The organism is Rhizobium sp. RU20A (assembly GCF_900155885.1).
Taxonomy (GTDB): domain Bacteria; phylum Pseudomonadota; class Alphaproteobacteria; order Rhizobiales; family Rhizobiaceae; genus RU20A.
Genome location: NZ_FTMB01000001.1, coordinates 224,173 through 248,582 on the forward strand (window position 1 = coordinate 224,173; position 24,410 = coordinate 248,582).

At 62.5% G+C, this 24,410-nt stretch carries 24 protein-coding genes and 1 pseudogene; 23 read left to right on the forward strand and 2 right to left on the reverse strand.

Going from position 1 to position 24,410, the window contains the following annotated elements; genetic code table 11:
- The first annotated feature begins 46 nt into the window (after nt 1-46).
- The 18 genes and pseudogenes from F3H41_RS01095 (at nt 47) to F3H41_RS01180 (ending at nt 18,789) form a co-directional block, all read left to right on the forward strand.
- Nucleotides 47-384: pseudogene (locus F3H41_RS01095) on the forward strand (four helix bundle protein).
- Between the two features lie 57 nt (nt 385-441).
- On the forward strand, nt 442-1,632 hold the full coding sequence (locus F3H41_RS01100) for an NADH-quinone oxidoreductase subunit D (RefSeq protein WP_149736750.1): 1,191 nt from the start codon (nt 442-444) through the stop codon (nt 1,630-1,632).
- A complete protein-coding gene (locus F3H41_RS01105) occupies nt 1,632-1,895 on the forward strand; it encodes a hypothetical protein (protein ID WP_149736751.1) in 264 nt (87 codons plus the stop codon). Before F3H41_RS01100 ends, F3H41_RS01105 begins: the two co-directional genes overlap by 1 nt.
- Before the next feature lie 12 nt (nt 1,896-1,907).
- Entirely contained in the window at nt 1,908-3,008 is a 1,101-nt protein-coding gene (gene nuoE / locus F3H41_RS01110) for an NADH-quinone oxidoreductase subunit NuoE (protein WP_149736752.1), read from the forward strand.
- 11 nt (nt 3,009-3,019) lie between these two features.
- On the forward strand, nt 3,020-4,324 hold the full coding sequence (gene nuoF / locus F3H41_RS01115; protein ID WP_149736753.1) for an NADH-quinone oxidoreductase subunit NuoF: 1,305 nt from the start codon (nt 3,020-3,022) through the stop codon (nt 4,322-4,324).
- Nucleotides 4,325-4,361: 37 nt separating this feature from the next.
- The gene (locus tag F3H41_RS01120; protein ID WP_188129304.1) at nt 4,362-5,369 is read left to right on the forward strand and encodes a hypothetical protein; all 1,008 of its coding nucleotides are present in this window, start codon (nt 4,362-4,364) and stop codon (nt 5,367-5,369) included.
- 105 nt (nt 5,370-5,474) lie between these two features.
- Complete coding sequence (gene nuoG, locus F3H41_RS01125; RefSeq protein ID WP_149736755.1) at nt 5,475-7,550, forward strand: NADH-quinone oxidoreductase subunit NuoG; 2,076 nt, start codon at nt 5,475-5,477, stop codon at nt 7,548-7,550.
- Nucleotides 7,551-7,570: 20 nt separating this feature from the next.
- Entirely contained in the window at nt 7,571-8,614 is a 1,044-nt protein-coding gene (nuoH, locus tag F3H41_RS01130) for an NADH-quinone oxidoreductase subunit NuoH (protein WP_149736756.1), read from the forward strand.
- A 61-nt stretch (nt 8,615-8,675) separates the two neighbouring features.
- Nucleotides 8,676-9,167: an NADH-quinone oxidoreductase subunit NuoI gene (gene nuoI, locus F3H41_RS01135; RefSeq protein WP_149736757.1), complete on the forward strand. Its 492-nt coding sequence runs from the start codon at nt 8,676-8,678 to the stop codon at nt 9,165-9,167.
- Between the two features lie 155 nt (nt 9,168-9,322).
- Nucleotides 9,323-9,937, forward strand: a complete 615-nt coding sequence (locus tag F3H41_RS01140; RefSeq protein ID WP_149736758.1) for an NADH-quinone oxidoreductase subunit J — start codon at nt 9,323-9,325, stop codon at nt 9,935-9,937.
- A gap of 26 nt (nt 9,938-9,963) precedes the next feature.
- A complete protein-coding gene (gene nuoK, locus F3H41_RS01145; RefSeq protein ID WP_149736759.1) occupies nt 9,964-10,272 on the forward strand; it encodes an NADH-quinone oxidoreductase subunit NuoK in 309 nt (102 codons plus the stop codon).
- Nucleotides 10,273-10,278: 6 nt separating this feature from the next.
- The gene (gene nuoL / locus F3H41_RS01150; RefSeq protein WP_149736760.1) at nt 10,279-12,276 is read left to right on the forward strand and encodes an NADH-quinone oxidoreductase subunit L; all 1,998 of its coding nucleotides are present in this window, start codon (nt 10,279-10,281) and stop codon (nt 12,274-12,276) included.
- Entirely contained in the window at nt 12,276-13,787 is a 1,512-nt protein-coding gene (locus F3H41_RS01155) for an NADH-quinone oxidoreductase subunit M (protein WP_149736761.1), read from the forward strand. The genes nuoL and F3H41_RS01155 overlap by 1 nt, the downstream gene beginning before the upstream one ends.
- Nucleotides 13,788-13,806: 19 nt before the next feature.
- Nucleotides 13,807-15,246, forward strand: coding sequence for an NADH-quinone oxidoreductase subunit NuoN (gene nuoN, locus F3H41_RS01160; RefSeq protein ID WP_149736762.1), 1,440 nt, complete (start codon nt 13,807-13,809; stop codon nt 15,244-15,246).
- Entirely contained in the window at nt 15,243-16,016 is a 774-nt protein-coding gene (locus F3H41_RS01165) for a biotin--[acetyl-CoA-carboxylase] ligase (protein ID WP_244616041.1), read from the forward strand. The genes nuoN and F3H41_RS01165 overlap by 4 nt, the downstream gene beginning before the upstream one ends.
- Nucleotides 16,017-16,282: 266 nt before the next feature.
- Complete coding sequence (locus F3H41_RS01170; protein WP_149736763.1) at nt 16,283-17,950, forward strand: ribonuclease J; 1,668 nt, start codon at nt 16,283-16,285, stop codon at nt 17,948-17,950.
- A gap of 85 nt (nt 17,951-18,035) precedes the next feature.
- Nucleotides 18,036-18,440 carry a methylmalonyl-CoA epimerase gene (gene mce / locus F3H41_RS01175; protein ID WP_149736764.1) on the forward strand — a complete coding sequence of 135 codons (405 nt, stop codon included), beginning with the start codon at nt 18,036-18,038 and terminating at the stop codon, nt 18,438-18,440.
- A 79-nt stretch (nt 18,441-18,519) separates the two neighbouring features.
- Nucleotides 18,520-18,789: a DUF1467 family protein gene (locus F3H41_RS01180; RefSeq protein ID WP_149736765.1), complete on the forward strand. Its 270-nt coding sequence runs from the start codon at nt 18,520-18,522 to the stop codon at nt 18,787-18,789.
- A gap of 318 nt (nt 18,790-19,107) precedes the next feature.
- Here the strand turns inward: F3H41_RS01180 and F3H41_RS01185 are convergent, their stop codons facing one another.
- A complete protein-coding gene (locus F3H41_RS01185; RefSeq protein ID WP_149736766.1) occupies nt 19,108-19,461 on the reverse strand; it encodes a hypothetical protein in 354 nt (117 codons plus the stop codon).
- Here F3H41_RS01185 and proS point away from each other — a divergent pair.
- The 3 genes from proS to F3H41_RS01200 all read left to right on the forward strand — a co-directional run bounded on the left by proS (nt 19,460) and on the right by F3H41_RS01200 (nt 22,917).
- Nucleotides 19,460-20,788 carry a proline--tRNA ligase gene (gene proS, locus F3H41_RS01190; protein WP_149736767.1) on the forward strand — a complete coding sequence of 443 codons (1,329 nt, stop codon included), beginning with the start codon at nt 19,460-19,462 and terminating at the stop codon, nt 20,786-20,788. The genes F3H41_RS01185 and proS overlap by 2 nt on opposite strands.
- A gap of 160 nt (nt 20,789-20,948) precedes the next feature.
- Nucleotides 20,949-22,175: a lipoprotein-releasing ABC transporter permease subunit gene (locus F3H41_RS01195; RefSeq protein WP_149738156.1), complete on the forward strand. Its 1,227-nt coding sequence runs from the start codon at nt 20,949-20,951 to the stop codon at nt 22,173-22,175.
- A gap of 58 nt (nt 22,176-22,233) precedes the next feature.
- Nucleotides 22,234-22,917, forward strand: a complete 684-nt coding sequence (locus F3H41_RS01200; protein ID WP_149736768.1) for an ABC transporter ATP-binding protein — start codon at nt 22,234-22,236, stop codon at nt 22,915-22,917.
- A 48-nt stretch (nt 22,918-22,965) separates the two neighbouring features.
- Here the strand turns inward: F3H41_RS01200 and F3H41_RS01205 are convergent, their stop codons facing one another.
- Nucleotides 22,966-23,553 (reverse strand): hypothetical protein, encoded by a 588-nt coding sequence (locus F3H41_RS01205; RefSeq protein ID WP_149736769.1) that lies wholly within the window; start codon nt 23,551-23,553, stop codon nt 22,966-22,968.
- A 115-nt stretch (nt 23,554-23,668) separates the two neighbouring features.
- Here F3H41_RS01205 and F3H41_RS01210 point away from each other — a divergent pair, with 115 nt between their 5' ends.
- Nucleotides 23,669-23,965, forward strand: a complete 297-nt coding sequence (locus tag F3H41_RS01210) for a nucleotidyltransferase domain-containing protein (RefSeq protein ID WP_149736770.1) — start codon at nt 23,669-23,671, stop codon at nt 23,963-23,965.
- Nucleotides 23,965-24,312 carry a HepT-like ribonuclease domain-containing protein gene (locus F3H41_RS01215; RefSeq protein ID WP_149736771.1) on the forward strand — a complete coding sequence of 116 codons (348 nt, stop codon included), beginning with the start codon at nt 23,965-23,967 and terminating at the stop codon, nt 24,310-24,312. Before F3H41_RS01210 ends, F3H41_RS01215 begins: the two co-directional genes overlap by 1 nt.
- Nucleotides 24,313-24,410 lie beyond the last annotated feature (98 nt).

Genomic DNA, 24,410 nt, shown 5'->3' on the forward strand with positions numbered 1-24,410 from the left:
GACGACGATCAATTCCTATCGCGATCTGAAGGTCTGGCAGAAGGCGATGGATCTGGCGGTTGGCTGTTACGAACTGACGCGGCGATTTCCCCGCGACGAGATGTTTGGCCTGACATCGCAGATCCGCCGAGCCTCGACATCGGTCGCTGCAAACATTGCAGAAGGCCACGGGCGCGATGCGACAGGATTCTATATCCAGCATCTGAAGTTCGCCCAAGGGTCTTTGAAGGAATTGGAAACGCATCTGATTCTGTCTTCACGCGTCGGCGTGTGTCCCATGGGGATACTGAGCCGCTGATGCGGGCTAGCGATGAGATCGGTCGGATGCTGAGGTCGTTGATCCGAAGTTTGCAGGATGGCGGAAATGAACGTACGGATCGATAAATACCCTACTGGCGACTGCCTATTGGCTACCCCCTTCAAGCGCGGAGCGCGCCGATAATGACAGAACACAACGTCCGTAACTTCAACATTAACTTCGGACCGCAGCATCCCGCGGCGCACGGCGTTTTGCGTCTTGTGCTGGAGCTGGACGGTGAAATCGTCGAGCGTGTTGACCCGCATATTGGGCTGCTGCATCGCGGCACCGAGAAGCTGATCGAGACGAAGACCTATCTGCAGGCCGTGCCTTATTTCGACCGCCTCGATTACGTGGCGCCGATGAACCAGGAGCACGCCTATGCACTGGCCGTCGAAAAGCTGCTCGGGATTTCGGTCCCGATCCGCGGCCAGCTGATCCGCGTGCTCTATTCGGAAATCGGCCGCATCCTCTCGCATCTCTTGAACGTAACGACGCAGGCCATGGACGTCGGCGCGCTGACGCCGCCGCTCTGGGGCTTTGAAGAGCGCGAAAAGCTGATGGTGTTTTACGAGCGCGCCTGCGGCTCGCGCATGCACGCCGCCTATATCCGCCCGGGCGGCGTTCATCAGGACATTCCCCAGCAGCTGGTGGAGGACATCGGCAAGTGGATCGATCCCTTCCTGCAGACCGTTGACGACATCGACGAGCTTTTGACGGGCAACCGCATCTTCAAGCAGCGCAACGTCGATATCGGCGTTGTCAGCCTCGATGATTGCTGGGCCTGGGGCTTTTCGGGCGTGATGGTGCGCGGTTCGGGGGCGGCCTGGGACCTGCGTCGCTCGCAACCCTACGAGTGCTATTCCGACCTCGACTTCGACATTCCGATTGGCAAGAACGGCGACTGCTACGACCGTTACCTGATCCGCATGATTGAAATGCGCGAGTCGGCCAAGATCATGCGTCAGTGCGTCGATCGCCTCCTCGGCGTCGCCAAGACCGGTCCGGTCTCCTCGCTGGACGGCAAGGTCGTGCCGCCGAAGCGCGGCGAGATGAAGAAGTCGATGGAAGCGCTGATCCATCACTTCAAGCTCTATACCGAAGGCTATCACGTTCCGGCCGGCGAAGTGTACGCGGCCGTCGAGGCGCCGAAGGGCGAGTTCGGCGTCTTCCTCGTCTCCGACGGAACCAACAAGCCGTATCGCTGCAAGATCCGCGCTCCGGGCTATGCCCACCTTCAGGCGATGGACTATATCTGTCGCGGCCACCAGTTGGCCGACGTCTCGGCCATTCTGGGCTCGCTCGATATCGTGTTCGGGGAGGTCGATCGCTGATGCGCCTTGCCGCCGTCACCTGTCTTGCCCTTTTGACGTCCCTTGGCGGTGCATTCGCCCAGGAAACGTCGCTTGATGCCGCCAGCGGCGAAAGCCAGGGCAATACGGGCATGACCGTCGGCGTGCTGGTCAGCGAAGGCTACGAGATCAGGGCGGCGGTTCGCCACGGCGACCGCACCATTGTGTTTCTGCAAAAAGACAAGTCGGCCTATGCCTGCGATTTTGCCACCCTGGCGCAATCGCGGTGCGGGTCGATCAATTGATAGGGTTCGAGAATGTCCGTTCGTCGACTTGCCGATGAGAGCGTCCAGCCGCAAAGCTTCGCCTTTTCGGCCGAGAATGCGGCCTGGGCCGAAGCGACCATCCGGAAATATCCGGAAGGGCGCCAGCAATCTGCCGTCATCCCGCTTCTGATGCGCGCGCAGGAGCAGGATGGCTGGGTCACCAAGGCAGCCATCGAGTCCGTCGCCAAGATGCTGGATATGCCCTATATCCGCGTGCTCGAAGTCGCGACCTTCTACACCCAGTTCCAGTTGAAGCCGGTCGGCAAATTCGCCCATATCCAGGTCTGCGGCACGACGCCCTGCATGCTGCGCGGCGCCGAAGATCTGATCAAGGTCTGCAAGAAGAAGATCCATGCAGAGCCCTTCCATCTCAACGAGGCGGGCACGCTGTCGTGGGAAGAGGTGGAGTGTCAGGGCGCCTGCGTGAACGCGCCGATGGTGATGATCTTCAAGGATGCCTATGAGGATCTGACGGTTCCGCAGTTCGAATACATTCTCGATCGCTTCGAAAACGGGCGCGGCGCCGACATCAAGCCCGGCCCGCAGATCGACCGCATCTTTTCGGCCCCGGTTGGCGGTCTGACGTCGCTGACGGAGCCCGATGCGCCGGCAAAGACCGACACGAATGCCGGCGGCGACGTTTCCGAAGGCGGTCCCTCTGCAGAAAATGCTGCCAAGCCGAAGACGGATGCCGACGAGGCCGATCCGACGGTCAAGACGCCCCTGACGGCAAAGGCCGAAAGTGCTGATAATGCCAAGACGCCGGTCGAACCCGCCGAGGTCAACCATGCAACGGTCAAGCCGTCGCTGGATGACGAAAGCCGTCCGGCCGGGATCGAGCGGCCCGCAACCATCGACGATCTGCAACTGATCTCCGGCGTCGGCCCGAAGATCGAAGAGACCCTGCATGGCCTCGGCATTTTTACTTACGCCCAGATCTCAAAGTGGACGAAGGCCGAAAGTGACTGGGTCGACGGCTATCTGAATTTCAAGGGACGAATCGAGCGCGACGACTGGATTCGCCAGGCGGACGCGCTGGCCACCGGCGGCGAAGCCGAGTACATCAGGGTCTTCGGAAAGAAGCCGCGGTAAAGAGGTGAATCATGCTTAAGGATCAGGATCGCGTCTTCACCAATATTTACGGCCTGAAGGACAAGTCGCTGAAGGGCGCCATGTCGCGGGGCCATTGGGACGGCACCAAGGAAATCCTCGAAAAGGGTCGCGACTGGATCGTCAACGAGATGAAGGCTTCCGGCCTTCGTGGTCGCGGTGGCGCCGGCTTCCCGACGGGCTTGAAGTGGTCCTTCATGCCGAAGGAGTCCGACGGTCGCCCGCACTATCTCGTCGTCAACGCCGACGAATCGGAGCCCGGCACCTGCAAGGACCGCGAAATCATGCGCCACGATCCGCATACGCTGATCGAGGGCTGCGTGATCGCCAGCTTTGCCATGGGTGCCCACACCGCCTACATCTATGTGCGCGGCGAGTTCATGCGCGAGCGTGAGGCCCTGCAGGCCGCCATCGACGAGTGCTACGACTACGGCCTGCTCGGCAAGAACAACAAGCTCGGCTACGACATCGACATCTTCGTGCATCACGGCGCCGGCGCCTATATCTGCGGCGAAGAAACAGCGCTGCTCGAAAGCCTCGAGGGCAAGAAGGGCCAGCCACGCCTGAAGCCGCCATTCCCGGCCAATATGGGTCTCTACGGCTGCCCGACGACGGTCAACAACGTCGAGTCGATCGCGGTCGCGCCGACCATCCTGCGCCGCGGCGCGGCCTGGTACACATCTTTCGGTCGCCAGAACAACCATGGCACCAAGCTCTTCTCGGTCTCCGGCCACGTCAACCGTCCCTGCACGGTGGAAGACGCCATGTCGATCACCTTCGAGGAACTGATCGAGCGCCATTGCGGTGGCATTCGCGGCGGCTGGGACAATCTGCTGGCCGTCATTCCCGGCGGCTCCTCCGTCCCCTGCGTGCCCGGCGCGCAGATGAAGGACGCCATTATGGACTATGACGGGCTGCGTGCGCTCGGCTCCGGTCTTGGCACCGCCGCTGTCATCGTGATGGACAAGTCGACCGATATCATCAAGGCGATTTGGCGTCTCTCGGCCTTTTACAAGCATGAGAGCTGCGGCCAGTGCACACCGTGCCGCGAAGGCACGGGCTGGATGATGCGCGTCATGGAACGCATGGTTCAGGGGCGCGCCCAGAAGCGCGAAATCGACATGCTCTTCGACGTGACGAAGCAGATCGAAGGACACACGATCTGTGCGCTTGGTGATGCGGCCGCCTGGCCTATCCAGGGCCTGATCAAGCATTTCCGCCCGGAAATGGAAAAGCGGATCGACGAATACACCCGCAACGCCACGCCGCATGGCGCGGTGCTGGAGGCAGCGGAGTAAGCCGATGACAAAAGCCGGTGCACGAGGCGTAACGGAAATGGACGCTGAAACGGGCGCCGGTTCCGCCGCCCGTCCGGCTTTCGGGACGGGCGAGGGGATGATGGACGTGGCGGGCGTGAAAATCCCGCCGCTGATGACGCATCCGACGGCTGCCATGGCCGCCGCGACGGCCATCGGATTCGGCATCGCCAGCCAGTGGGCCGGCGTTGTCGCTGGCATGATGCAGGGCGTCGCCGCCTCGATGGAGAAAGCCGCCGTCGACACAGTTGAGGCGCCGGACGAGGTCGAGGCTGAAGCGCCGGCCGCTGCGGGCGAAGCAAGCGCCGCGGTCGATGAGGCCGGCGGAGCGGACACCAGGACGGCGGTACCGCCGACTGTCGTGGCACCGAAGCCGGAAGCCGATGTGGCTACGGCTGCGATGGCGGAGACAGAGACGGCCGAGCCGGTTGCCGCTGTGAAACCGGCGACGGAGAAGAAGACAAAGGCGGTGTCGGGCGCGACCGCTGCCAAGACGAAGGTGAAGCCGGCTGCGAGCGCCCTGAAGGCGACGCCGGAGAAGACGGACAAGGCGACGGAGATCGATCCGAAGCCCTTGGCCGGTGAGGGCATGGGGGGCAAGGCCGCTTTGACGGCGCCGGCTCGCGGCAAGGCGAAAGCCGCTCCCGCGCTCACGGCGGCGCCTGTGGATGGGTCCGCAGTCGCGGTGACGGGCAAAGGGGAGGCCGGCGCGGCAAAGGCGGCTGCGGTCGCTTCCGGACCCGTCGCTGCAAAGGTGGCGGACAAGACGGCGGACAAGGCGCCCGCCAAGCCGGTGCGCAAGGCGGCCGGGTCGAAGACGGTCGGCACCGACGATCTCAAGCAGATCGCCGGTATCGGACCAAGGGTCGAGCAGGAACTGCGCGCCCGGGGAATTACGAGCGTTGCCACCATCGCCGGCTGGTCGGTGGACGAAGCGACGCGGATCGACGCGCAATTGGGGCTCTCGGGCCGCGTCGTGCGCGATGACTGGATTGGCAAGGCCAAGGCGATCGTCGCCAAGGCCTGATCGGGCCGCATCCTTTCAAGGGGGTGCGGACGGACGGGGTCGCAAGGCCCCAGGGAATGACTGCCGGAGGGCTCTCCGGTTCGAAACACAGGATTGAGTGCGAAGATGGCAAAGCTCAAAGTCGACGGTAAAGAGATCGAGGTTCCGGATCACTTCACGCTGCTGCAGGCATGCGAGGAAGCCGGCGCCGAGGTGCCGCGCTTCTGCTTCCATGAGCGGCTGTCGGTCGCCGGCAACTGCCGCATGTGTCTGATCGAGGTGAAGGGTGGCCCGCCGAAGCCGGCAGCCTCCTGCGCCATGGGCGTGCGCGACCTGCGCCCCGGCCCGAACGGCGAGGCGCCGGAAGTCTTCACGACCACGCCAATGGTGAAGAAGGCGCGCGAAGGCGTGATGGAGTTCCTGCTGATCAACCACCCGCTTGATTGCCCGATCTGCGACCAGGGTGGCGAATGCGACCTGCAGGACCAGGCCATGGCGTTCGGTATCGATTCGACGCGCTACAATGAGAACAAGCGCGCCGTCGAGGACAAGTATATCGGCCCGCTCGTCAAGACCGTGATGAACCGCTGCATCCACTGCACGCGCTGCGTCCGCTTCACGACGGAAGTCGCCGGCATTGCCGAACTCGGCCTCATCGGCCGCGGCGAAGATGCGGAAATCACCACCTATCTCGAGCAGGCCATGACGTCGGAGCTGCAGGGCAACGTCGTTGACCTCTGCCCCGTTGGCGCGTTGACGTCCAAGCCCTACGCCTTCCATGCCCGTCCGTGGGAACTCGGCAAGACCGAATCGATCGACGTCATGGACGCGCTGGGTTCGGCGATCCGCGTCGATACCCGCGGCCGCGAGGTGATGCGCATCATGCCGCGCGTCAATGAAGAGATCAACGAAGAGTGGATCTCCGACAAGACCCGCTTCATCTGGGATGGTCTGAAGACCCAGCGTCTCGATCGTCCGTATGTGAAGAAGGATGGCCGCCTGCAACCCGCCACCTGGGGTGAAGCCTTCGCCGCCGTCAAGGGCGCCGTTGCCGCCGCCGGTTCGTCGATCGGCGCCATCTCCGGCGATCTGGCTTCTGTCGAAGAGCAGTATGCGCTGAAGGCGCTGATCGCCTCGCTCGGCTCAACCGACATCGATTGCCGCCAGGATGGTGCCGCGCTCGATCCGTCGCTCGGCCGTGCCTCCTACCTCTTCAATCCGACCATCGCCGGCATCGAAAGCGCCGATGCGCTGCTGATCATCGGCGCCAATCCGCGCTATGAGGCAGCCGTTCTCAATGCCCGTATCCGCAAGCGCTACCGGCTCGGCAACTTCCCGATCGGCGTGATCGGCGAAGGCGGCGAGCTGCGCTACCCCTACGACTATCTCGGCGCCGGCACCGATACGCTGGCCGACCTTGCCGCCGGCAACCTCGGCTTCCATGGCGTGCTGACGAATGCCAAGCGCCCGATGATCATCGTGGGGCAGGGGGCTCTGATGGGTGCGGGCGGCGCGGCCGTGCTCGCCGCAGTTGCAAAGCTCGCCGGCGCCGTCGGCGCCGTCACGGACGAGTGGAATGGCTTTGCCGTCCTCCACACGGCCGCCTCCCGCGTCGGCGGTCTCGACATCGGCTTCGTCCCCGGCACGGCCGGCAAGACGGCGGCTGACATCGTTGCGGGCTCTCAGCTTCTCTTCCTGCTCGGCGCTGACGAAATCGACCTGTCCGCACGCAAGGGCTTCACGGTCTACATCGGCTCCCACGGCGATGCCGGTGCCCATGGCGCCGACGTCATTCTGCCGGGTGCGGCCTATACGGAAAAATCCGGCACCTGGGTCAACACCGAAGGCCGTGTCCAGCAGGGCAACCGCGCGGGCTTCGCGCCGGGCGAGGCCCGCGAGGACTGGGCGATCCTGCGCGCGCTCTCCGACGTGCTCGGCAAGCGCCTGCCGTTTGATTCGCTGGCGCAACTGCGGGCGAAGATGGTTGCGGAGTTCCCGCATCTCGGTGAAATCGATGAGATCGCGCCCGTGGAAGCTGGCCAGATTGCTGCACTTGCACAAAAAGCCGGTGACATGGGCAAATCCCTGTTTGCGTCTCCGGTCAAAGACTTCTATTTGACGAACCCGATAGCCCGTGCCTCTGCCGTGATGGCGGAGTGCTCGGCTCTGGCGCGCAACAACTTCAAGGCTGCGGCCGAATAGGCTCGGGGGATCTGGTAAAGATGGACTCTTTCGTATCGACCTATGTCTGGCCTGCGGCCATCATGATCGGGCAGTCGTTGCTGCTGCTCGTCGCGCTGCTCGTCTTCATCGCGTATATTCTTCTGGCCGACCGCAAGATCTGGGCCGCAGTGCAACTGCGCCGCGGACCGAATGTGGTGGGCCCCTGGGGGCTTTTCCAGTCCTTCGCCGACCTTTTGAAATTCGTTTTCAAGGAGCCGATCATCCCGGCCGGCTCCAACAAGGTGATCTTCCTTCTGGCGCCGCTTGTCTCCGTGACGCTGGCGCTCGCCACCTGGGCCGTTGTGCCGCTCAACAATGGCTGGGTGATCGCCAACATCAATGTCGGCATCCTCTACATTTTCGCGATCTCGTCGCTTGAAGTCTATGGCATTATCATGGGCGGCTGGGCTTCGAACTCGAAGTACCCGTTCCTCGGTGCCCTGCGCTCGGCGGCGCAGATGGTCTCCTACGAAGTCTCGATCGGCTTCGTCATCGTGACCGTGCTGCTTTGCGTGGGCTCGCTGAACCTCACTGACATCGTCATGGCGCAGCATGACGGCATCGGCACGCGCCTTGGCCTGCCGCCATCCTTCCTCGACTGGCACTGGCTGGCGCTGTTCCCGATGTTCGTGATCTTCTTCATCTCGGCCCTTGCCGAAACCAACCGCCCGCCCTTCGACCTTCCGGAAGCTGAATCCGAACTCGTCGCCGGCTTCATGGTGGAATATGGCTCGACGCCGTACATGATGTTCATGCTTGGCGAATATGCCGCGATCTGCCTGATGTGCGCGCTGACGACGATCCTCTTCCTCGGGGGCTGGCTGCCGCCGGTCGACGTCTGGTTCCTCAACTGGATCCCGGGCATCATCTGGTTCGTGCTCAAGGCCTCGATGGTGTTCTTCATGTTCGCGATGGTGAAGGCCTTCGTGCCGCGCTACCGCTACGACCAGCTGATGCGTCTGGGCTGGAAGGTCTTCCTGCCGATTTCGCTGGCGATGGTCGTCATCACCGCCTTCGTTCTGAAATTAACGGGCATGGCGTAAGGCGCGGATCTTCCGCGCTTCACCACCCGGCCGGCCTTGCCGGCAAAACTGGAGAATGCAGATGGCAAGTCTTTCCCAGGCCGTCGGATCGCTGTTCCTCAAGGAATTCGTCGGGGCCTTCTTCCTGTCGATGCGCTATTTCTTTAAGCCGAAGGCGACGGTGAACTATCCCTTCGAAAAGGGCCCGGTCTCCCCGCGCTTCCGCGGCGAACATGCCCTGCGCCGCTATCCGAACGGCGAAGAGCGCTGCATCGCCTGCAAGCTGTGCGAAGCGATCTGTCCCGCCCAGGCCATCACCATCGAAGCCGGTCCGCGCCGCAACGACGGCACGCGCCGTACCGTGCGTTACGATATCGACATGGTGAAGTGCATCTATTGCGGCTTCTGCCAGGAGGCCTGCCCGGTCGATGCGATCGTCGAGGGCCCGAACTTCGAATTCGCCACCGAGACCCGCGAAGAGCTGTACTACGACAAGGACAAGCTGCTTTCGAACGGCGATCGCTGGGAGCGGGAAATCGCCCGCAACATCGCAATCGACTCGCCCTACCGCTGAGCGGAAGGGCGCTTCAGGAATTGTCGTTCCGCCGGTCCGAAGGGCTCGGCGGACGTTCGTGACGAGAGGGGCATGCCGGCCGGAGCGCAGGCAGGTCCCGCAAAGGGGTGGATCCGCTCGGGATCTGCGCCGGGGAAGACGAAAAGGCACCGACCATGGGTCTGCAGACTCTATTCTTCTATCTCTTCGCCTTCGTCGCTGTGGCGTCGGCCTTCATGGTGATCTCGGCCAGGAACCCGGTCTATTCGGTTCTGTTCCTGATCCTCACCTTCTTCAATGCGGCCGGTCTCTTCCTGCTGACCGGCGCCGAATTCCTCGCGCTCATCCTGCTCGTGGTCTATGTCGGCGCCGTCGCGGTTCTCTTCCTCTTCGTGGTCATGATGCTTGACGTCGATTTCGCCGAATTGAGGGCAGGGGTGATGGAATATGCGCCCGTCGGCTTCTTCGTCGGCATCGTCCTGGCGGCGGAACTGATCATCGTTGTGGCCGGCTCCGTCTTCTCGCCGGAGATCGCCAAGACGGTGTCCATGCCGATGCGGTCGCTTTCCGAGCGCCAGAATACGCAGCAGCTCGGCGACGTGCTCTACACCCACTACGTCTTCTTCTTCCAGATCGCCGGCCTGGTGCTGCTGGTGGCCATGATCGGCGCCATCGTGCTGACCCTGCGTCACCGTACCAACATCAAGCGGCAGAATATTTCCGAGCAGGTCGCGCGCACGCCCGCCACCGCCGTCGAGGTGGTGAAGGTAAAGCCGGGGCAGGGCGTCTGAGGCGCGGGACATAAGGAAACAGGCACATGGAAATCGGTATCGGCCATTATCTCACCGTCAGCGCCATCCTCTTCGTCTTCGGCGTGTTCGGCATCTTCATCAACCGCAAGAACGTCATCGTCATCCTGATGTCGGTGGAACTGATCCTGCTGGCGGTCAACATCAACATGGTGGCCTTCTCGGCCTTCCTCAACGACATCACCGGCCAGGTTTTCGCGCTGTTCATCCTGACCGTCGCGGCCGCCGAAGCGGCCATCGGACTTGCAATTCTCGTCGTCTTCTATCGTAACCGCGGCTCCATCGCGGTCGAAGACGTCAACATGATGAAGGGCTGACGGCTCATGGATACCATTATCAAGGCAATCGTCTTCCTGCCTTTGATCGGCTTTCTGGTGGCCGGCCTCGGCGGCCGCGCCATCGGCGCCAAGGCGTCCGAGTTCGTCACCACCGGCCTGATGATGATCGTGGCGGTGCTGTCCTGGATCACTTTCTTCCACGTCGCGCTCGGCGAAGAGGAGATGATCAAGGTCGCCGTGCTGCGCTGGATCCAGTCCGGCACCTTTGATGTCGAATGGGCCTTCCGCGTCGACACGCTGACGGCAGTGATGTTCGTCGTGGTCAACACGGTCTCGACGCTCGTGCATCTCTATTCGATCGGCTACATGCACCACGACCCGCATCGGCCGCGCTTCTTCGCCTATCTCTCGCTCTTCACTTTCGCCATGCTCATGCTGGTGACGTCGGACAATCTGCTGCAGATGTTCTTCGGCTGGGAAGGCGTGGGCCTGGCGTCCTATCTCCTGATCGGCTTCTGGTTCAAGAAGCCCTCGGCGAGTGCCGCCGCCATGAAGGCATTCATCGTCAACCGCGTCGGCGACTTCGGTTTCATCCTTGGCATCTTCTCGGTCTTCGTGCTCTTCGGTTCGGTCAACTTCGAAGTCATCTTCGCCGCGACCAAGACCTACCTGCCGGCCGAAGGCGCTGCGCAAAGCGCCGATGCCGTCATCACGCTCTTTGGCATGCACCTCGACAAGGGCCACGCGATCACTGCGACCTGCCTGCTTCTCTTCCTCGGCGCGATGGGCAAGTCGGCGCAGTTCCTGCTGCACACCTGGCTGCCGGACGCCATGGAAGGCCCGACTCCGGTTTCGGCCCTCATCCATGCCGCGACCATGGTCACCGCCGGCGTCTTCCTCGTCGCCCGCATGTCGCCGCTCTTCGAACTGTCGCATGATGCGCTGATGGTCGTCACCGTCGTCGGTGCCATCACCGCCTTCTTCGCGGCCACCGTCGGCCTCGTGCAGAACGACATCAAGCGCGTCATTGCCTATTCGACCTGCTCGCAGCTCGGCTACATGTTCGTGGCGCTCGGCGTCGGCGCCTATGGCGCGGCCGTCTTCCACCTCTTCACCCACGCCTTCTTCAAGGCGCTCCTGTTCCTTGGTGCCGGCTCGGTGATCCATGCCGTCGATGGCGAGCAGGACATGCGCTACATGGGCGGCCTGAGGAAGCACATTCCCGTCACCTTCTGGATGATGACGATCGGAACGCTGGCGCTGACCGGCGTCGGCATCCCCGGCACGATGATCGGCTTTGCCGGCTTCTTCTCGAAGGACGTGATCATCGAATCGGCCTATGCATCCCATTCGGCCGTCGCCGGCTTCGCCTTCTGGATGCTGGTGATTGCGGCACTTTTCACAAGCTTCTACTCCTGGCGTCTTGCCTTTCTCACCTTCTTCGGCAAGCCGCGCGCTTCGGACCATGTCATGCACCACGTGCATGAATCGCCCGCTGTCATGCTGATCCCGCTCTACATTCTGGGTGCAGGTGCCGTGCTCGCCGGCGTGCTCTTCGAAGGCTACTTCTTCGGCCACCACTATGCCGAGTTCTGGCAGGGCGCTCTCTTCACCGGTCCGGAAAACGAGATCCTCGAAGAGTTCCACCATGTCCCGCTCTGGGTGAAGTGGAGCCCCTTCGTTGCCATGGCCCTCGGTTTCGTCACCGCCTGGTACATGTACATCAAGTCGCCGCAGACGCCGAAGGTGCTCGCCAAGCAGCACCATGGCCTCTACAATTTCCTGCTCAACAAGTGGTACTTCGACGAGCTCTACGATTTCATCTTCGTTCGCCCGGCCAAGTGGCTCGGCACCTTCCTCTGGAAGGAAGGTGACGGCCGCGTCATCGACGGCTTTGGCCCGAACGGCATTGCCGCCCGCGTCATGGACGTCACCGATCGTGTCGTTCGCCTGCAGACCGGCTACCTCTACCACTACGCATTCGTCATGCTCATCGGTATCGCTGCGCTCGTTACCTGGATGATGCTCGGGAGTTCCATGTGATGATCGACTGGCCCGTCCTCTCCGCGGTCACCTTCATACCGCTCGTCGGCGTTCTCCTCCTGCTCTTCACGCGGGAGGACAGCCCCTACGGACGCCGCAATATCCTGAACGTCTCGTTGCTGACGACGCTCGTCACATTCGTGGTGTCGCTTTACATCTGGTACAACTTCGACAGCGCCAATCCGGGCTTCCAGATGGTGGAGAAGCATGCCTGGCTCGGCACCGGCATTTCCTATCACCTCGGCGTCGACGGTATCTCCGTGCTGTTCGTGGTGCTCTCCGCCTTCCTCATGCCCTTCTGCGTGCTTGCGAGCTGGGTCTCGGTCGAAAAGCGCCTGAAGAGCTACATGATCGCCTTCCTGCTGCTCGAAACGCTGATGATCGGCGTCTTCGTGTCGCTCGACATCGTGCTCTTCTACGTCTTCTTCGAAGCCGGCCTCATCCCGATGTTCATCATCATCGGTGTCTGGGGCGGCAAGGATCGCGTCTACGCCTCCTACAAATTCTTCCTCTACACGCTGCTCGGCTCCGTGCTGATGCTGCTCGCCATCATGGCCATGTACTGGCAGGCTGGCACGACGAGCATTCCGGAACTTCTTGCCTACAGCTTCCCGCGTGAGATGCAGACTTGGCTGTGGCTCGCCTTCTTCGCCTCTTTCGCGGTGAAGATGCCGATGTGGCCGGTTCACACCTGGCTGCCGGACGCCCACGTGCAGGCGCCGACGGCCGGTTCCGTCATCCTTGCCGGCATCCTGCTGAAGCTCGGCGGCTACGGCTTCCTGCGCTTCTCGCTGCCGATGTTCCCGCTGGCGTCCGACTATTTCGCGCCCTTCGTCTTCACGCTGTCGGTCGTCGCCATCATCTACACCTCGCTGGTCGCGATGATGCAGCAGGACATCAAGAAGCTGATCGCCTATTCGTCCGTCGCCCACATGGGGTACGTGACGATGGGCATCTTCGCCGCCAACGTTCAGGGCGTTCAGGGTGCGCTGTTCCAGATGCTCTCGCACGGCATCGTCTCGGGCGCGCTCTTCCTCTGCGTCGGTGTCGTCTACGACCGTCTGCATACCCGCGAGATTTCGGCCTATGGCGGTCTCGTCAACAACATGCCGAAATACGCGGTTGCCTTCATGGTGTTCACCATGGCCAATGTCGGTCTTCCCGGCACCTCCGGCTTCGTCGGCGAAGCGCTGACGCTGCTTGGCGCCTTCCGCGCCAACACCTGGGTCGCGCTCTTTGCCGCCACCGGTGTCATCCTCTCGGCTGCCTATGCGCTGTGGCTCTATCGCCGCGTCGTCTTCGGTGCGCTCGAAAAGGAAAGCCTGAAGAAGCTGCTCGATCTTTCGGCACGCGAAAAGCTGATCCTTTATCCGATGGTCATCCTGACGATCTTCTTCGGTGTCTATCCGGCACCGGTGTTCGACGCCACGGCCGCCTCGGTGGACCAGCTCATCAATAACTATACCGCCGCATTGCAGGCCGCGCAGAGCGTGGCTCTGGCCGTGAACTGACGACAGGATCCGTGGGACAATGGTTGAAAACCTCATCATAAGCCTGCAGCTTTCGGCGCCGGAGCTGATCCTCGCCGTTGGCGCGCTGATCCTTCTCATGATCGGCGTCTTCTCCGGCGAGAAGTCGACCTCGACCGTCACGGGTCTGGCGGTCGCGGTGCTGATCATCGCCGGCCTCTGGCTCGTGCTGCGCACCGGGGAGGGTCTTGCCTATAACGGCGCCTTCGTTTCGGACGCCTTTGCCAAGTTCATGAAGGTGCTGGCGCTGATCGGCTCGATCACCGCGCTCGTCATGACCGTCGGCCATGCCCGTTCGGAACAGATTGATCGCTTCGAGTTTCCGGTTCTGGTGGTGCTGGCAACGCTCGGCATGCTCCTGATGATCTCGGCCAACGACCTGATCTCGGTCTATCTGGCGCTTGAACTCCAGTCGCTGGCCCTCTACGTTGTCGCCGCCATCAACCGCGACAGCCTGCGGTCCACCGAAGCCGGCCTCAAATACTTCGTGCTGGGCGCGCTGTCTTCGGGTCTCTTGCTCTACGGCATGTCGCTGGTCTACGGTTTCACCGGCCATACCGGTTTTGCGGAGATCGCAACGGCGCTGACGTCTGAAACCCGCTCGCTCGGTTTCGTCTTCGGCCTCGTCTTCGTGCTGGCCGGCATCGCCTTTAAGATCTCGGCCGTGCCGTTCCACATGTGGACGCCGGACGTTTATGAAGGTGCTCCGACGCCGGTTACCGCCTTCTTCGCGGCCGCACCGAAGGTTGCCGCCATGGCGATGCTGGTGCGCATCGTCATCGAAGCCTTCCAGCCGGTCGGCCATGACTGGCAGCAGATCATCGTCTTCATCTCGATCGCCTCCATGGTGCTCGGCTCCTTCGCGGCCATCGGCCAGAAGAACATCAAGCGACTGATGGCCTATTCGTCGATCGGTCACATGGGCTACGCGCTTGTTGGTCTCGCCTCCGGCTCCGTGGCCGGCGTGCGCGGCGTGCTGATCTACATGCTGATCTACATGGTCATGACGCTTGGTACCTTCGCCTGCATCCTCGCCATGCGCCGCAAGGATGGCGAAGCGGTCGAGAACACCGATGATCTGGCCGGTCTCTCGCAGACCAAGCCCTTCATGGCGGTCGTGCTGACGATCCTGATGTTCTCGCTGGCCGGCATTCCGCCGCTCGCTGGTTTCTTTGCCAAGTACTTCGTGTTCATGGCGGCCATCGAAGCCAAGCTCTATGCGCTGGCCATCATCGGGGTTCTCGCGTCGGTCGTGGGCGCCTACTACTACCTGCGTGTCATCAAGCTGATGTGGTTCGATGATCCCAAGGGCGAGTTCGGCCGCACCGCCGGCGAACTGCGGCTCGTCTTCGGCCTCTCGGCGCTCTTCGTCGTCGGCTATATCCTGATCGGCGGCCCGCTGGGCAGCGCGGCCGATGTTGCGGCGCGGACGTTCTTTTGATCACCGCGTCATCTGCCGGGCGGCATCGGCTCGATGCCTTCCGCCACGAGCATCTGTCGGAGACCGTCTCCACCAACACGACCGCGCTCGAACGGGCGCGGTCTGGTGATTCCGGGCGGCTCTGGATTACCGCGGATCGCCAGACCGGCGGGCGCGGGCGCCGCGGCCGGGCCTGGTCCTCGGAGCCGGGCAATCTCTATGCGTCGCTGCTCCTCATCGATGCGGCGCCGGTGGAGGCGCTGGTCAGCCTGCCGCTTGCCGTCGCGATCGCCGTGCAGCGGGCCGTGCAGGCGGTGCTGCCCCCGGATGGGGCCAAGGCTGCCGTGAAGTGGCCGAACGATATCCTGATCGATGGTGCCAAGATGTGCGGCATCCTCATCGAGGGCGAGCGTCTCCTGGATGGACGGCATGCGGTCGTCATCGGCATCGGCGTCAATGTGGCGATGGCCCCCGAAAGCGGGCTTTATCCTGTGACGACCATTCGCGCATCCGGTGGCACGGTTCTCCCCGACGAACTCTTCACCCATCTCTTCATGGAGATGGCGGCGGCGCTGGATCTGTGGGATGCTGGTCGTGGATTGCCGGATATCGTCGCGGCCTGGCGTCGTGCTGCCCACGGCATCGGGCAGCCGATTACGGTGAATTTGACCGAACGGTCGATCCCCGGCCGCTTCGTCGATATCGATGAGACTGGCCACCTGATTCTCGAGACAGATGATGGCCCACGCCTGCGCATCGCGGCGGGCGACGTGTTCTTCGATCGAAGGTGAGCGCCAGCGCGGCAGGTTCGCAAGGAAGCAGGCAGTCAGGTATCGAAGGTTCGCCCGAAGGGCGGCGCGATATCGCAGCCGGTGGGCCGACAAAGGAATGTGAGGGCGTGACCGGTACCCCCCGCCGGAGACGCCGAAACGGGACGACCGACGTCGTCCCGAGCGGGGACCGCACGCGCGTCCGGCCATTCGGCTGGCTGCGCCTATTCTGTTGGATAAGGGACCGTAGTCTGTGAGGCGCGGCCCAAGCGAAAGTGACTGAAGATATGGCTGATCAGGACGAACTCGTCTTCCTGCCGCTCGGCGGCGTCGGCGAAATCGGCATGAATCTCGCGCTCTACGGCTTCGGCCGGCCCAAGCAGCGCAAGTGGATCATGGTCGATTGCGGCGTGACCTTCCCGGGCCCCGACCTGCCGGGCGTCGATCTCGTGCTACCCGATGTGAGTTTCCTTGCCCATGAGCGCAAGAACCTGCTGGGCATCATCATTACCCACGCCCACGAGGACCACTATGGTGCGCTGAACGATCTGTGGCCGGGCCTTGCCGTGCCGATCTATGCTTCGCCCTTCACGGCCGGCATGCTGGAAGCCAAGCGCAATTACGAAGGCACCCGCGGCGAACTGCCGATCACGATCTTCAAGCAGGGCGACCGGATCAATGTCGGTCCCTTCGAGGTGGAGGCGATCGGCGTCAACCATTCGATCCCCGAGCCCATGGCGCTGAAGATCAGCACGCCGCTCGGGACCGTGCTGCACACAGGCGACTGGAAGATCGATCTCGAACCCTCCCTCGGTCCGCTGACGGACGAAGACCGGCTGCGCGGCATCGGCGAAGAGGGTGTCCTGGCGCTCGTCTGCGACAGCACCAATGCCATGCGGGATGGCGTTTCGCCCTCGGAGCGCGAGGTCTCCGACAGCTTGACGGAAATCATCCGCAATGCCGAAGGCCGCGTCGGCATCACCACCTTCTCCTCGAATGTCGGCCGCATCCGCTCCATCGCCCGCGCCGCCGAGGCGGCTGACCGCGAGGTGCTGCTGCTCGGCAGTTCCATGAAGCGTGTCGTGGCCGTCGCCCGCGACATCGGCCTCATGGAGGGCATCAAGCCCTTCATCGACGAGGATGAATTCGGCTACATCCCGCGCGACAAGGTCGTCGTCATCCTGACCGGGTCGCAGGGCGAGCCGCGGGCTGCGCTTGCAAAGATCTCGCGTGACGAAATGCGCAACGTCGCCTTCTCGGCCGGCGACACGATCGTCTTTTCCTCCCGCGCCATTCCCGGCAATGAGAAGGCCATCAACGACATCAAGAACGGTCTCATTGAACAGGGCATCCTGATCGTCACCGACAGCGAGGCCCTGGTGCATGTCTCCGGTCACCCGCGCCGGCACGAGTTGCAGCAGATGTATGGCTGGCTGAAGCCTCAGATCGTCGTGCCTGTGCATGGCGAGGCGGCACACCTGACCGCCCATGGCGAACTCGCCCGCCAGTCCGGCATTGCCAAGGTGCCGCGCGTGCGCAATGGTGACATGCTGAAGCTGGCACCCGGTGAGCCTGAGGTCGTGGATGAGGCGCCGCACGGTCGCATCTTCAAGGATGGCAACCTCATCGGTGATTTCGACGAGATGGGCATCGGCGAGCGCCGCAAGCTCTCCTTTGCCGGACATGTTTCCGTCAGCGTCGTGCTCAACGAGCGCTACGATTTCGTCGCTGACCCGGATCTCGTCGCCATTGGCCTGCCCGAGTTCGACGATGAGGGCGAGGATATGGAAGATGCGCTCTATGACGCCGTCCTTGGTGCCGTCGAAAGCATCCCGCGCGGCAAGCGCAAGGATCTCGCCATGCTGCAGGAAGCCGTTCGCCGCGCCGTTCGCTCCACCGCCAACCAGATCTGGGGCAAGAAGCCGCTGGTCACCGTCTTCGTGATCAAGGTCTGATTGAAATGTGCCGGGTGGGGCGGTTAGAACGGTCCGCCCGCCCGTCAGTCCTGCGGGTGCGAACACCGGATGGGAGGAGAAGCCGATGCTGGGCCGCGTCAATCACATTGCGCTCGCCGTCACCGATCTGACGGCCGCCGCCGCACGGTACCGCGATACACTCGGTGCAACCGTATCGAGCCCGCAGGCCCTGCCGGAACATGGCGTGACCGTGTGCTTCGTCGAGCTCGAAAACACCAAGGTGGAACTCCTGGAGCCGCTCGGCGAGGGTTCGCCCATCAAGGCCTTCCTCGACAAGAACCCCTCCGGCGGCATGCACCATATCTGCTACGAGGTCTCGGACATCCGCGCCGCTCGCGATCGGTTGAAAGGCGAGGGTGCCCGGGTACTCGGCGATGGCGAGCCGAAGATCGGCGCCCATGGCCGTCCGGTGCTGTTTCTGCATCCCAAGGATTTCATGGGTTGCCTGATAGAACTCGAAGAGGTGTGACAGAAGGGCGCGTGCGATTTTCCTTCTTCTGCGCGCGCCTGCAGTTTATAGGTTTCCGGCCGTTTGCCTGGAGGCCCGCATGACCTGGTTCTCGATCTTTGCCGTCTATTTCGTCATCTGGTGGATCACGCTTTTCGCGGTCCTGCCGCTCGGCATGCGCACCCAGGCGGAAGACAACCATGTCGTTCCGGGCACGGTGGAAAGTGCCCCGACGCGCTTTCGCGGCTGGCGTGTCGTCATCATCACCTCGGTTCTGGCCGCCGTCATCCATATCGGCTGGTATGTGCTCGCAGATCGCTTCGGTCTCGATTTCGACGCCATTCCGCGTTTCGCGCCCAAATTTTACTGACGCGTCGATCGACGGCGCTGCCGGCCGGCACGGCACAGCTGTCGCAAAACCTTTAATGTAAGTCGGCTATGATATGGCATTCATCAAAAACAGGTGGCGCCGGCAGCGACGATGTGCAGAGCCCGGCGATGAAAAGCAAAAAAAAACAAGGCTTAAAGCCTTGTTTTTTAAGTTTCGCGTGATCCTTCTCCGTTTCCGGCGGCAGCGATTAAACGCGCCTTAGATCTGATCCTCCCAAGACTTGACCGCGAATTTCGACAAGAATTTAATCTCCCTGCCTCTTTTGTGAGCCGAAACTAGCCCAACCTCTAATCTATGTCATCTTCTTTTTTTGCATTTTTGACACAGTTTGGCATTTTTTTCCGGTTGACAAGATTGTGTCAGGAAAGCAGGCGACGCTTTCGGCTTACGTTTGCGTAAACGGCAGTCGGAAAGCTGTGTGCCGCGTCTTTCGCGCGGGTGATCGCGTCGCACGGGCGGGTTTTCTTCGCAGGTCGAAGCGTCTATGAACGCTTCACGATACGAGAAAGGGAGACTCGGCGGGTGACCGGCGTTCAGGGAGGCAGGCTGCAAAGCGCGCAGCCAGTGCTTCCGGCGGAACGGCGCTTCCGACATCCTGAATTTGCCCGAATCTGCTTCCAAGCGGATGTAACCCTGTCTGGACACCACCATGCGTCTTTCCCGCTACTTCCTGCCGATCCTGAAGGAAAATCCCAAGGAGGCGGAAATCGTCTCCCACCGCCTGATGCTGCGCGCCGGCATGATCCGCCAGCAGTCCGCCGGTATCTATTCCTGGCTGCCGCTCGGCAAGCGCGTGCTGGACAAGGTCAACCGCATCATCCGCGAAGAGCAGGACCGCTCCGGTGCCGTCGAACTTCTGATGCCGACGCTCCAGTCCGCCGAGCTCTGGCAGGAAAGCGGCCGCTATGAGGATTACGGCAAGGAAATGCTGCGCATCAAGGACCGCCAGGAGCGTCCCATGCTCTACGGCCCGACCAACGAGGAGATGATCACCGACATCTTCCGTTCCTCGGTGAAGTCCTACAAGGACCTGCCGCTGAACCTCTACCACATTCAGCTGAAGTTCCGCGACGAGATGCGCCCGCGTTTCGGCACGATGCGCTCGCGCGAATTCCTGATGAAGGATGCCTATTCTTTCGACCTGACGAAAGAGGGCGCGCTGCACGCCTATAACCGCATGTTCGCGGCGTATCTGCGCACCTTCGACCGGCTCGGCCTGCGCGCCATTCCCATGCGCGCCGACACCGGCCCGATCGGCGGCAATCACAGCCACGAATTCATCATCCTCGCCGATACCGGCGAATCGGAGGTTTTCTGCCACAAGGACTTCGTGACCTTCGATATCCCGCCGGTCGATACGGATTTCGAAGACGTCGGCGGCCTGCAGGCGATCTTCGACAAGTGGACCTCGGTCTACGCGGCGACTTCCGAAATGCACGATGAAGCGGCCTTCGACGCGATTCCGGAGGGCGAGCGTCTCTCGGCCCGCGGTATCGAGGTCGGCCACATCTTCTATTTCGGCACCAAATATTCCGAACCGATGGGCGCCAAGGTTCTCGGCCCCGATGGCAAGGAACACCCGGTGCACATGGGCTCCTATGGAATCGGCCCGACCCGCCTCGTGCCGGCCATCATCGAAGCTTCGCACGACGAGAACGGCATCATCTGGCCGGCCTCCGTCGCGCCCTTCGATGCCGTCGTCATCAACATGAAGGCCGGCGATAACGCGTGCGACGAAGCCTCGCTCAAGCTTTATCAGGCATTGTCGAATGCGGGACTCGACATGCTCTATGACGACACCGACGATCGCGCCGGCGCGAAGTTCGCCACTGCCGATCTCATCGGTGTTCCCCAGCAGATCATTGTCGGCCCGCGCGGCATCGCCAATGGCGAAGTCGAGATCAAGGACCGCAAGACCGGTGAGCGCGTGACCCTGTCGCTTGAGGCAGCTGTCAACCGCCTGACCGCCGGTCGCTGACGGTCCCAACGGATGGATGCCGGAACGGGGATGGCCGCCGGCCAATGAAGGGAATGCGATGAGCGCCGCGACCGACAGCACGAACGGCACCGCACCTGACGCCGCAGGGCAGGGCACAGACCTTCCCCGCGGCAGCCGTCCCTTTTCGGCCTTCGAGCGCATGGTGGCCTGGCGCTACCTGCGCTCGCGCCGCAAAGAGGCCTTCATCTCGGTCATTGCCGGCTTTTCCTTCATCGGCATCATGCTGGGCGTCGCGACGCTCATCATTGTCATGGCCGTGATGAACGGGTTCCGCACGGAGCTGATCTCCCGCATTCTCGGTATCAACGGCCACATGATCGTCCAGCCGATCGACAGCCCGCTGAACGACTATGCCGATCTTGCCAAGCGGCTCGAAACCGTGCCGGGCGTCACCATGGCGATTCCCATGATCGAGGGCCAGACACTGGCCTCCGGCGCCGGTGGCGCGGGCACCGGGGCACTGGTGCGCGGCGTGCGCGCCGACGATCTGGGCAAGATGAAGTCGATCTCCGACCACATCACCTCCGGTGACATGGTGGGCTTTGCCTCCGGCTCTGGCCTTCTGATCGGCTCGCGCATGGCTGACCAGCTTGGCCTGAAAGCCGGCGATACGATCACGCTGGTGGCGCCGGAGGGCGATGTGACGCCGCTAGGCGTCAATCCGCGGGTCAAATCCTATGCCGTCTCCGGCATCTTCGAGATCGGCATGTCGGAATATGACGCCTCGATCATATTCATGCCGCTGGAGGAAGCGCAGCTCTACTTCAATGTAGAGGGCATCGTTCAGTCGATCGAGATTTTCGTCAGCAATCCCGATCAGGTCGATCAGTTGAGAAAGCCGATCGAGGACGCCGCCGGCCGGCAGATCTTCCTCACCGACTGGCGCGACCGCAACAAGACCTTCTTCTCCGCCCTGCAGGTGGAGCGCAACGTCATGTTCATGATCCTGACGCTGATCGTGCTGGTGGCGGCGCTCAACATCGTCTCGGGCCTCATCATGCTGGTCAAGGACAAGGGCAGCGACATCGCGATCCTGCGCACCATGGGCGCCACATCCGGCGCCGTCATGCGCATCTTCTTCATGACCGGGGCGGCGATCGGCATCGTCGGCACCTTTGCAGGGGTCGCGCTTGGCGTCGTCGTCTGCCTCAACATCGAATCGATAAGGCAGTTCTTCTCCTGGATTTCGGGGACGACGATCTTCAATCCGGAGCTCTACTTCCTCAGCCAACTGCCGGCCGACATGAACCCCGGCGAGACGATCTCCGTCATTCTCATGGCGCTGGCCCTGTCGTTCCTCGCCACCATCTTCCCGGCCTGGCGTGCCTCGCGCCTCGATCCGGTACAGGCGCTGCGCTACGAATGATGCCGCGATCCGCACTGCTCGCCAAAAGACCAAGCCCCGTAGGCACAAGGACCCGCCGATGACCAAGCGCGTGGCACTGCAACTGACCGGCGTCGAGCGCCACTATCCCCAGGGCGAGACCTTCCTGTCGATCCTGAAGGGAGCCGATTTCGCCCTCCACAGCGGCGAGACCGTCGCGCTCGTCGCGCCTTCCGGCACGGGCAAATCGACGCTTCTGCAGATCGCCGGCCTGCTGGAAAAGCCCGATGGCGGCGAGGTGAAGATCAACGGCCTGTCCTGCGGCGATCTGCCGGATGACAAGCGCACGGCGATCCGCCGCAACGACATCGGCTTCGTCTACCAGTTCCACCATCTGCTGCCGGAATTCACCGCGCTCGAAAACATCATGATGCCGCAACTGATCGCCGGCCTTGCCAAGGCCGAGGCGCGCGAGCGGGCCGCAGCGCTGCTCGACTACATGCGCATCGGCCACCGCGCCGATCACCGCCCCTCCGAACTCTCCGGCGGCGAGCAGCAGCGCGTCGCAATTGCCCGTGCGGTGGCGAACGCGCCGCTGGTGCTGCTGGCCGACGAGCCGACCGGCAATCTCGACCCGGAAACGGCGGGCTACGTTTTCGAAGCGCTCGAGGCGCTGGTGCGCCAGTCGGGTCTTGCCGCCATGATCGCCACCCACAACCACGAACTCGCCGGCCTCATGGATCGCCGCGTGACGATCGAGGATGGCAAAGTCGTGGAATTCTGATCGGGCGCCGGCCGTGCCCCGGCGGCCGATGCGCCCGCGCCTGACGCCTCACTCAAGTCCGCAGGGCTTGCGGCCCATCTCGTCCTTCCAGTCGCGCAGATAGATCAGCTTGCCGGTTATGGCGACGGGCTTGTCGTTCGCCTTGCCCTTTCCGGTCAGCATATTGATGTCGCAGGACTGTGCCGCATCCGGGTTCAGCGTGTCGTAGCCCGTATAGGTATAGCCCGCGACCGCGAACTCATTGTTGCGATAGGCGATCGTCAGCCGCTGTTCCCACCGGTCCCGCCCGATGGCGTCATTGTGGGAAACGATGACGAAGGAGCCGTTCGCCATGGCCTCCAGCGAAGCATTCTGGCCGAAAAGGTCATAGGCTCCCCAGACCAGATTGGGCACGATCTCCTTCAGCGTCAGCTTGCCCGTCTCTCCGGTCAGGAAGAGATAGACGCCGTGGTCCTCATCCGCCTTGTCCTGCGCAGGCGCCACCAGCAGCACGAGGTCGTTCGTGCCATCCTTGTCGAAATCGCCGGTCGCCGCGGCGACGATTCGGTCCGGATCGAGCAATTGTGCTGCGGCTGGAAGGGCTGGGAGGAGGATGGGGATGGCCAGAGCCACCGCTGCAAGAATTCCTGACCGCATCCGAATGCCTCCCGCTTGTCTCGTTCCTTGCGTCATTATCCCCGGCATCTCTCGTGCCGCAAGCCGTGAAAAATCTCAAATGGATGGCGGGTGCGAATGTGTGTAAACTGGCCCCATGAACCGGGACGACGCAATCAGGCTTCTGGAAGCGCATGCCGATGCCGTGAAGGGCATGGGCGCGACGGCACTTTATCTCTTCGGTTCCACGGCGCGCAACGAAGCCGCGACCGGCAGCGATCTCGATGTCTTCATCGACTACGAACCGGGCCGCAGTTTCTCCCTCCTTGATCTCGTCGGCATTCAGCAGTTTCTCGAAGAACAGGCATCCTTGCCGGTGGACGTGACCACGCGCAGCAGCCTCAATCCGGGACTGCGCGCCGAGATCGAGCGTTCCGCGATCCGGATTTTCTGATGGCTGCCCGCCGGCTTGCGCCCGTCCTTGCCGAGATGCTGGCGGCGATCGAGGGCATCGAGACACACACGGCCGGAAAGAGCCTTTCTGATTTTCAGGCCGATTGGTTGCTGCGACACGCGGTTCAGCGCGCCCTCGAAATCATCTCGGAGGCGGCACGGCATATTCCGGACGACCGTTTGTCGGAGGCACCGACCATTCCCTGGAAGCAGATCCGGGGTGTCCGCAATATCCTTCGCCACGAATATCACCGCGTCGCCGATGACGTGGTCTGGGCCGTCGTGACGGACCATATCCCGGCCCTTAGACGTGCAATCGAGGCGCTTGCCGCTGCAAGTCATGATTGACGCCCCCGATTGGTAGCCGGATGAGCCGTGCCAAACCCGCTGACTCTTAATCAGCGGTATCCCGCCGATTAACCATCACGCGCCGCAATCGTGAAAAT

Coding starts and splice junctions, on each gene's coding strand:
- F3H41_RS01205 (WP_149736769.1), bottom strand. CDS start 23,553: ATGCGGTCAGGAATTCTTGCAGCGGTGGCTCTGGCCATCCCCATCCTC.
- F3H41_RS01140 (WP_149736758.1), top strand. CDS start 9,323: ATGGGTCTGCAGACTCTATTCTTCTATCTCTTCGCCTTCGTCGCTGTG.
- F3H41_RS01215 (WP_149736771.1), top strand. CDS start 23,965: ATGGCTGCCCGCCGGCTTGCGCCCGTCCTTGCCGAGATGCTGGCGGCG.
- nuoH (WP_149736756.1), top strand. CDS start 7,571: ATGGACTCTTTCGTATCGACCTATGTCTGGCCTGCGGCCATCATGATC.
- F3H41_RS01210 (WP_149736770.1), top strand. CDS start 23,669: ATGAACCGGGACGACGCAATCAGGCTTCTGGAAGCGCATGCCGATGCC.
- F3H41_RS01120 (WP_188129304.1), top strand. CDS start 4,362: ATGGACGCTGAAACGGGCGCCGGTTCCGCCGCCCGTCCGGCTTTCGGG.
- mce (WP_149736764.1), top strand. CDS start 18,036: ATGCTGGGCCGCGTCAATCACATTGCGCTCGCCGTCACCGATCTGACG.
- F3H41_RS01155 (WP_149736761.1), top strand. CDS start 12,276: ATGATCGACTGGCCCGTCCTCTCCGCGGTCACCTTCATACCGCTCGTC.
- nuoF (WP_149736753.1), top strand. CDS start 3,020: ATGCTTAAGGATCAGGATCGCGTCTTCACCAATATTTACGGCCTGAAG.
- F3H41_RS01200 (WP_149736768.1), top strand. CDS start 22,234: ATGACCAAGCGCGTGGCACTGCAACTGACCGGCGTCGAGCGCCACTAT.
- nuoI (WP_149736757.1), top strand. CDS start 8,676: ATGGCAAGTCTTTCCCAGGCCGTCGGATCGCTGTTCCTCAAGGAATTC.
- F3H41_RS01170 (WP_149736763.1), top strand. CDS start 16,283: ATGGCTGATCAGGACGAACTCGTCTTCCTGCCGCTCGGCGGCGTCGGC.
- nuoG (WP_149736755.1), top strand. CDS start 5,475: ATGGCAAAGCTCAAAGTCGACGGTAAAGAGATCGAGGTTCCGGATCAC.
- nuoL (WP_149736760.1), top strand. CDS start 10,279: ATGGATACCATTATCAAGGCAATCGTCTTCCTGCCTTTGATCGGCTTT.
- F3H41_RS01195 (WP_149738156.1), top strand. CDS start 20,949: ATGGTGGCCTGGCGCTACCTGCGCTCGCGCCGCAAAGAGGCCTTCATC.
- nuoE (WP_149736752.1), top strand. CDS start 1,908: ATGTCCGTTCGTCGACTTGCCGATGAGAGCGTCCAGCCGCAAAGCTTC.
- F3H41_RS01100 (WP_149736750.1), top strand. CDS start 442: ATGACAGAACACAACGTCCGTAACTTCAACATTAACTTCGGACCGCAG.
- nuoN (WP_149736762.1), top strand. CDS start 13,807: ATGGTTGAAAACCTCATCATAAGCCTGCAGCTTTCGGCGCCGGAGCTG.
- F3H41_RS01185 (WP_149736766.1), bottom strand. CDS start 19,461: ATGGTGGTGTCCAGACAGGGTTACATCCGCTTGGAAGCAGATTCGGGC.
- F3H41_RS01105 (WP_149736751.1), top strand. CDS start 1,632: ATGCGCCTTGCCGCCGTCACCTGTCTTGCCCTTTTGACGTCCCTTGGC.
- F3H41_RS01180 (WP_149736765.1), top strand. CDS start 18,520: ATGACCTGGTTCTCGATCTTTGCCGTCTATTTCGTCATCTGGTGGATC.
- proS (WP_149736767.1), top strand. CDS start 19,460: ATGCGTCTTTCCCGCTACTTCCTGCCGATCCTGAAGGAAAATCCCAAG.
- nuoK (WP_149736759.1), top strand. CDS start 9,964: ATGGAAATCGGTATCGGCCATTATCTCACCGTCAGCGCCATCCTCTTC.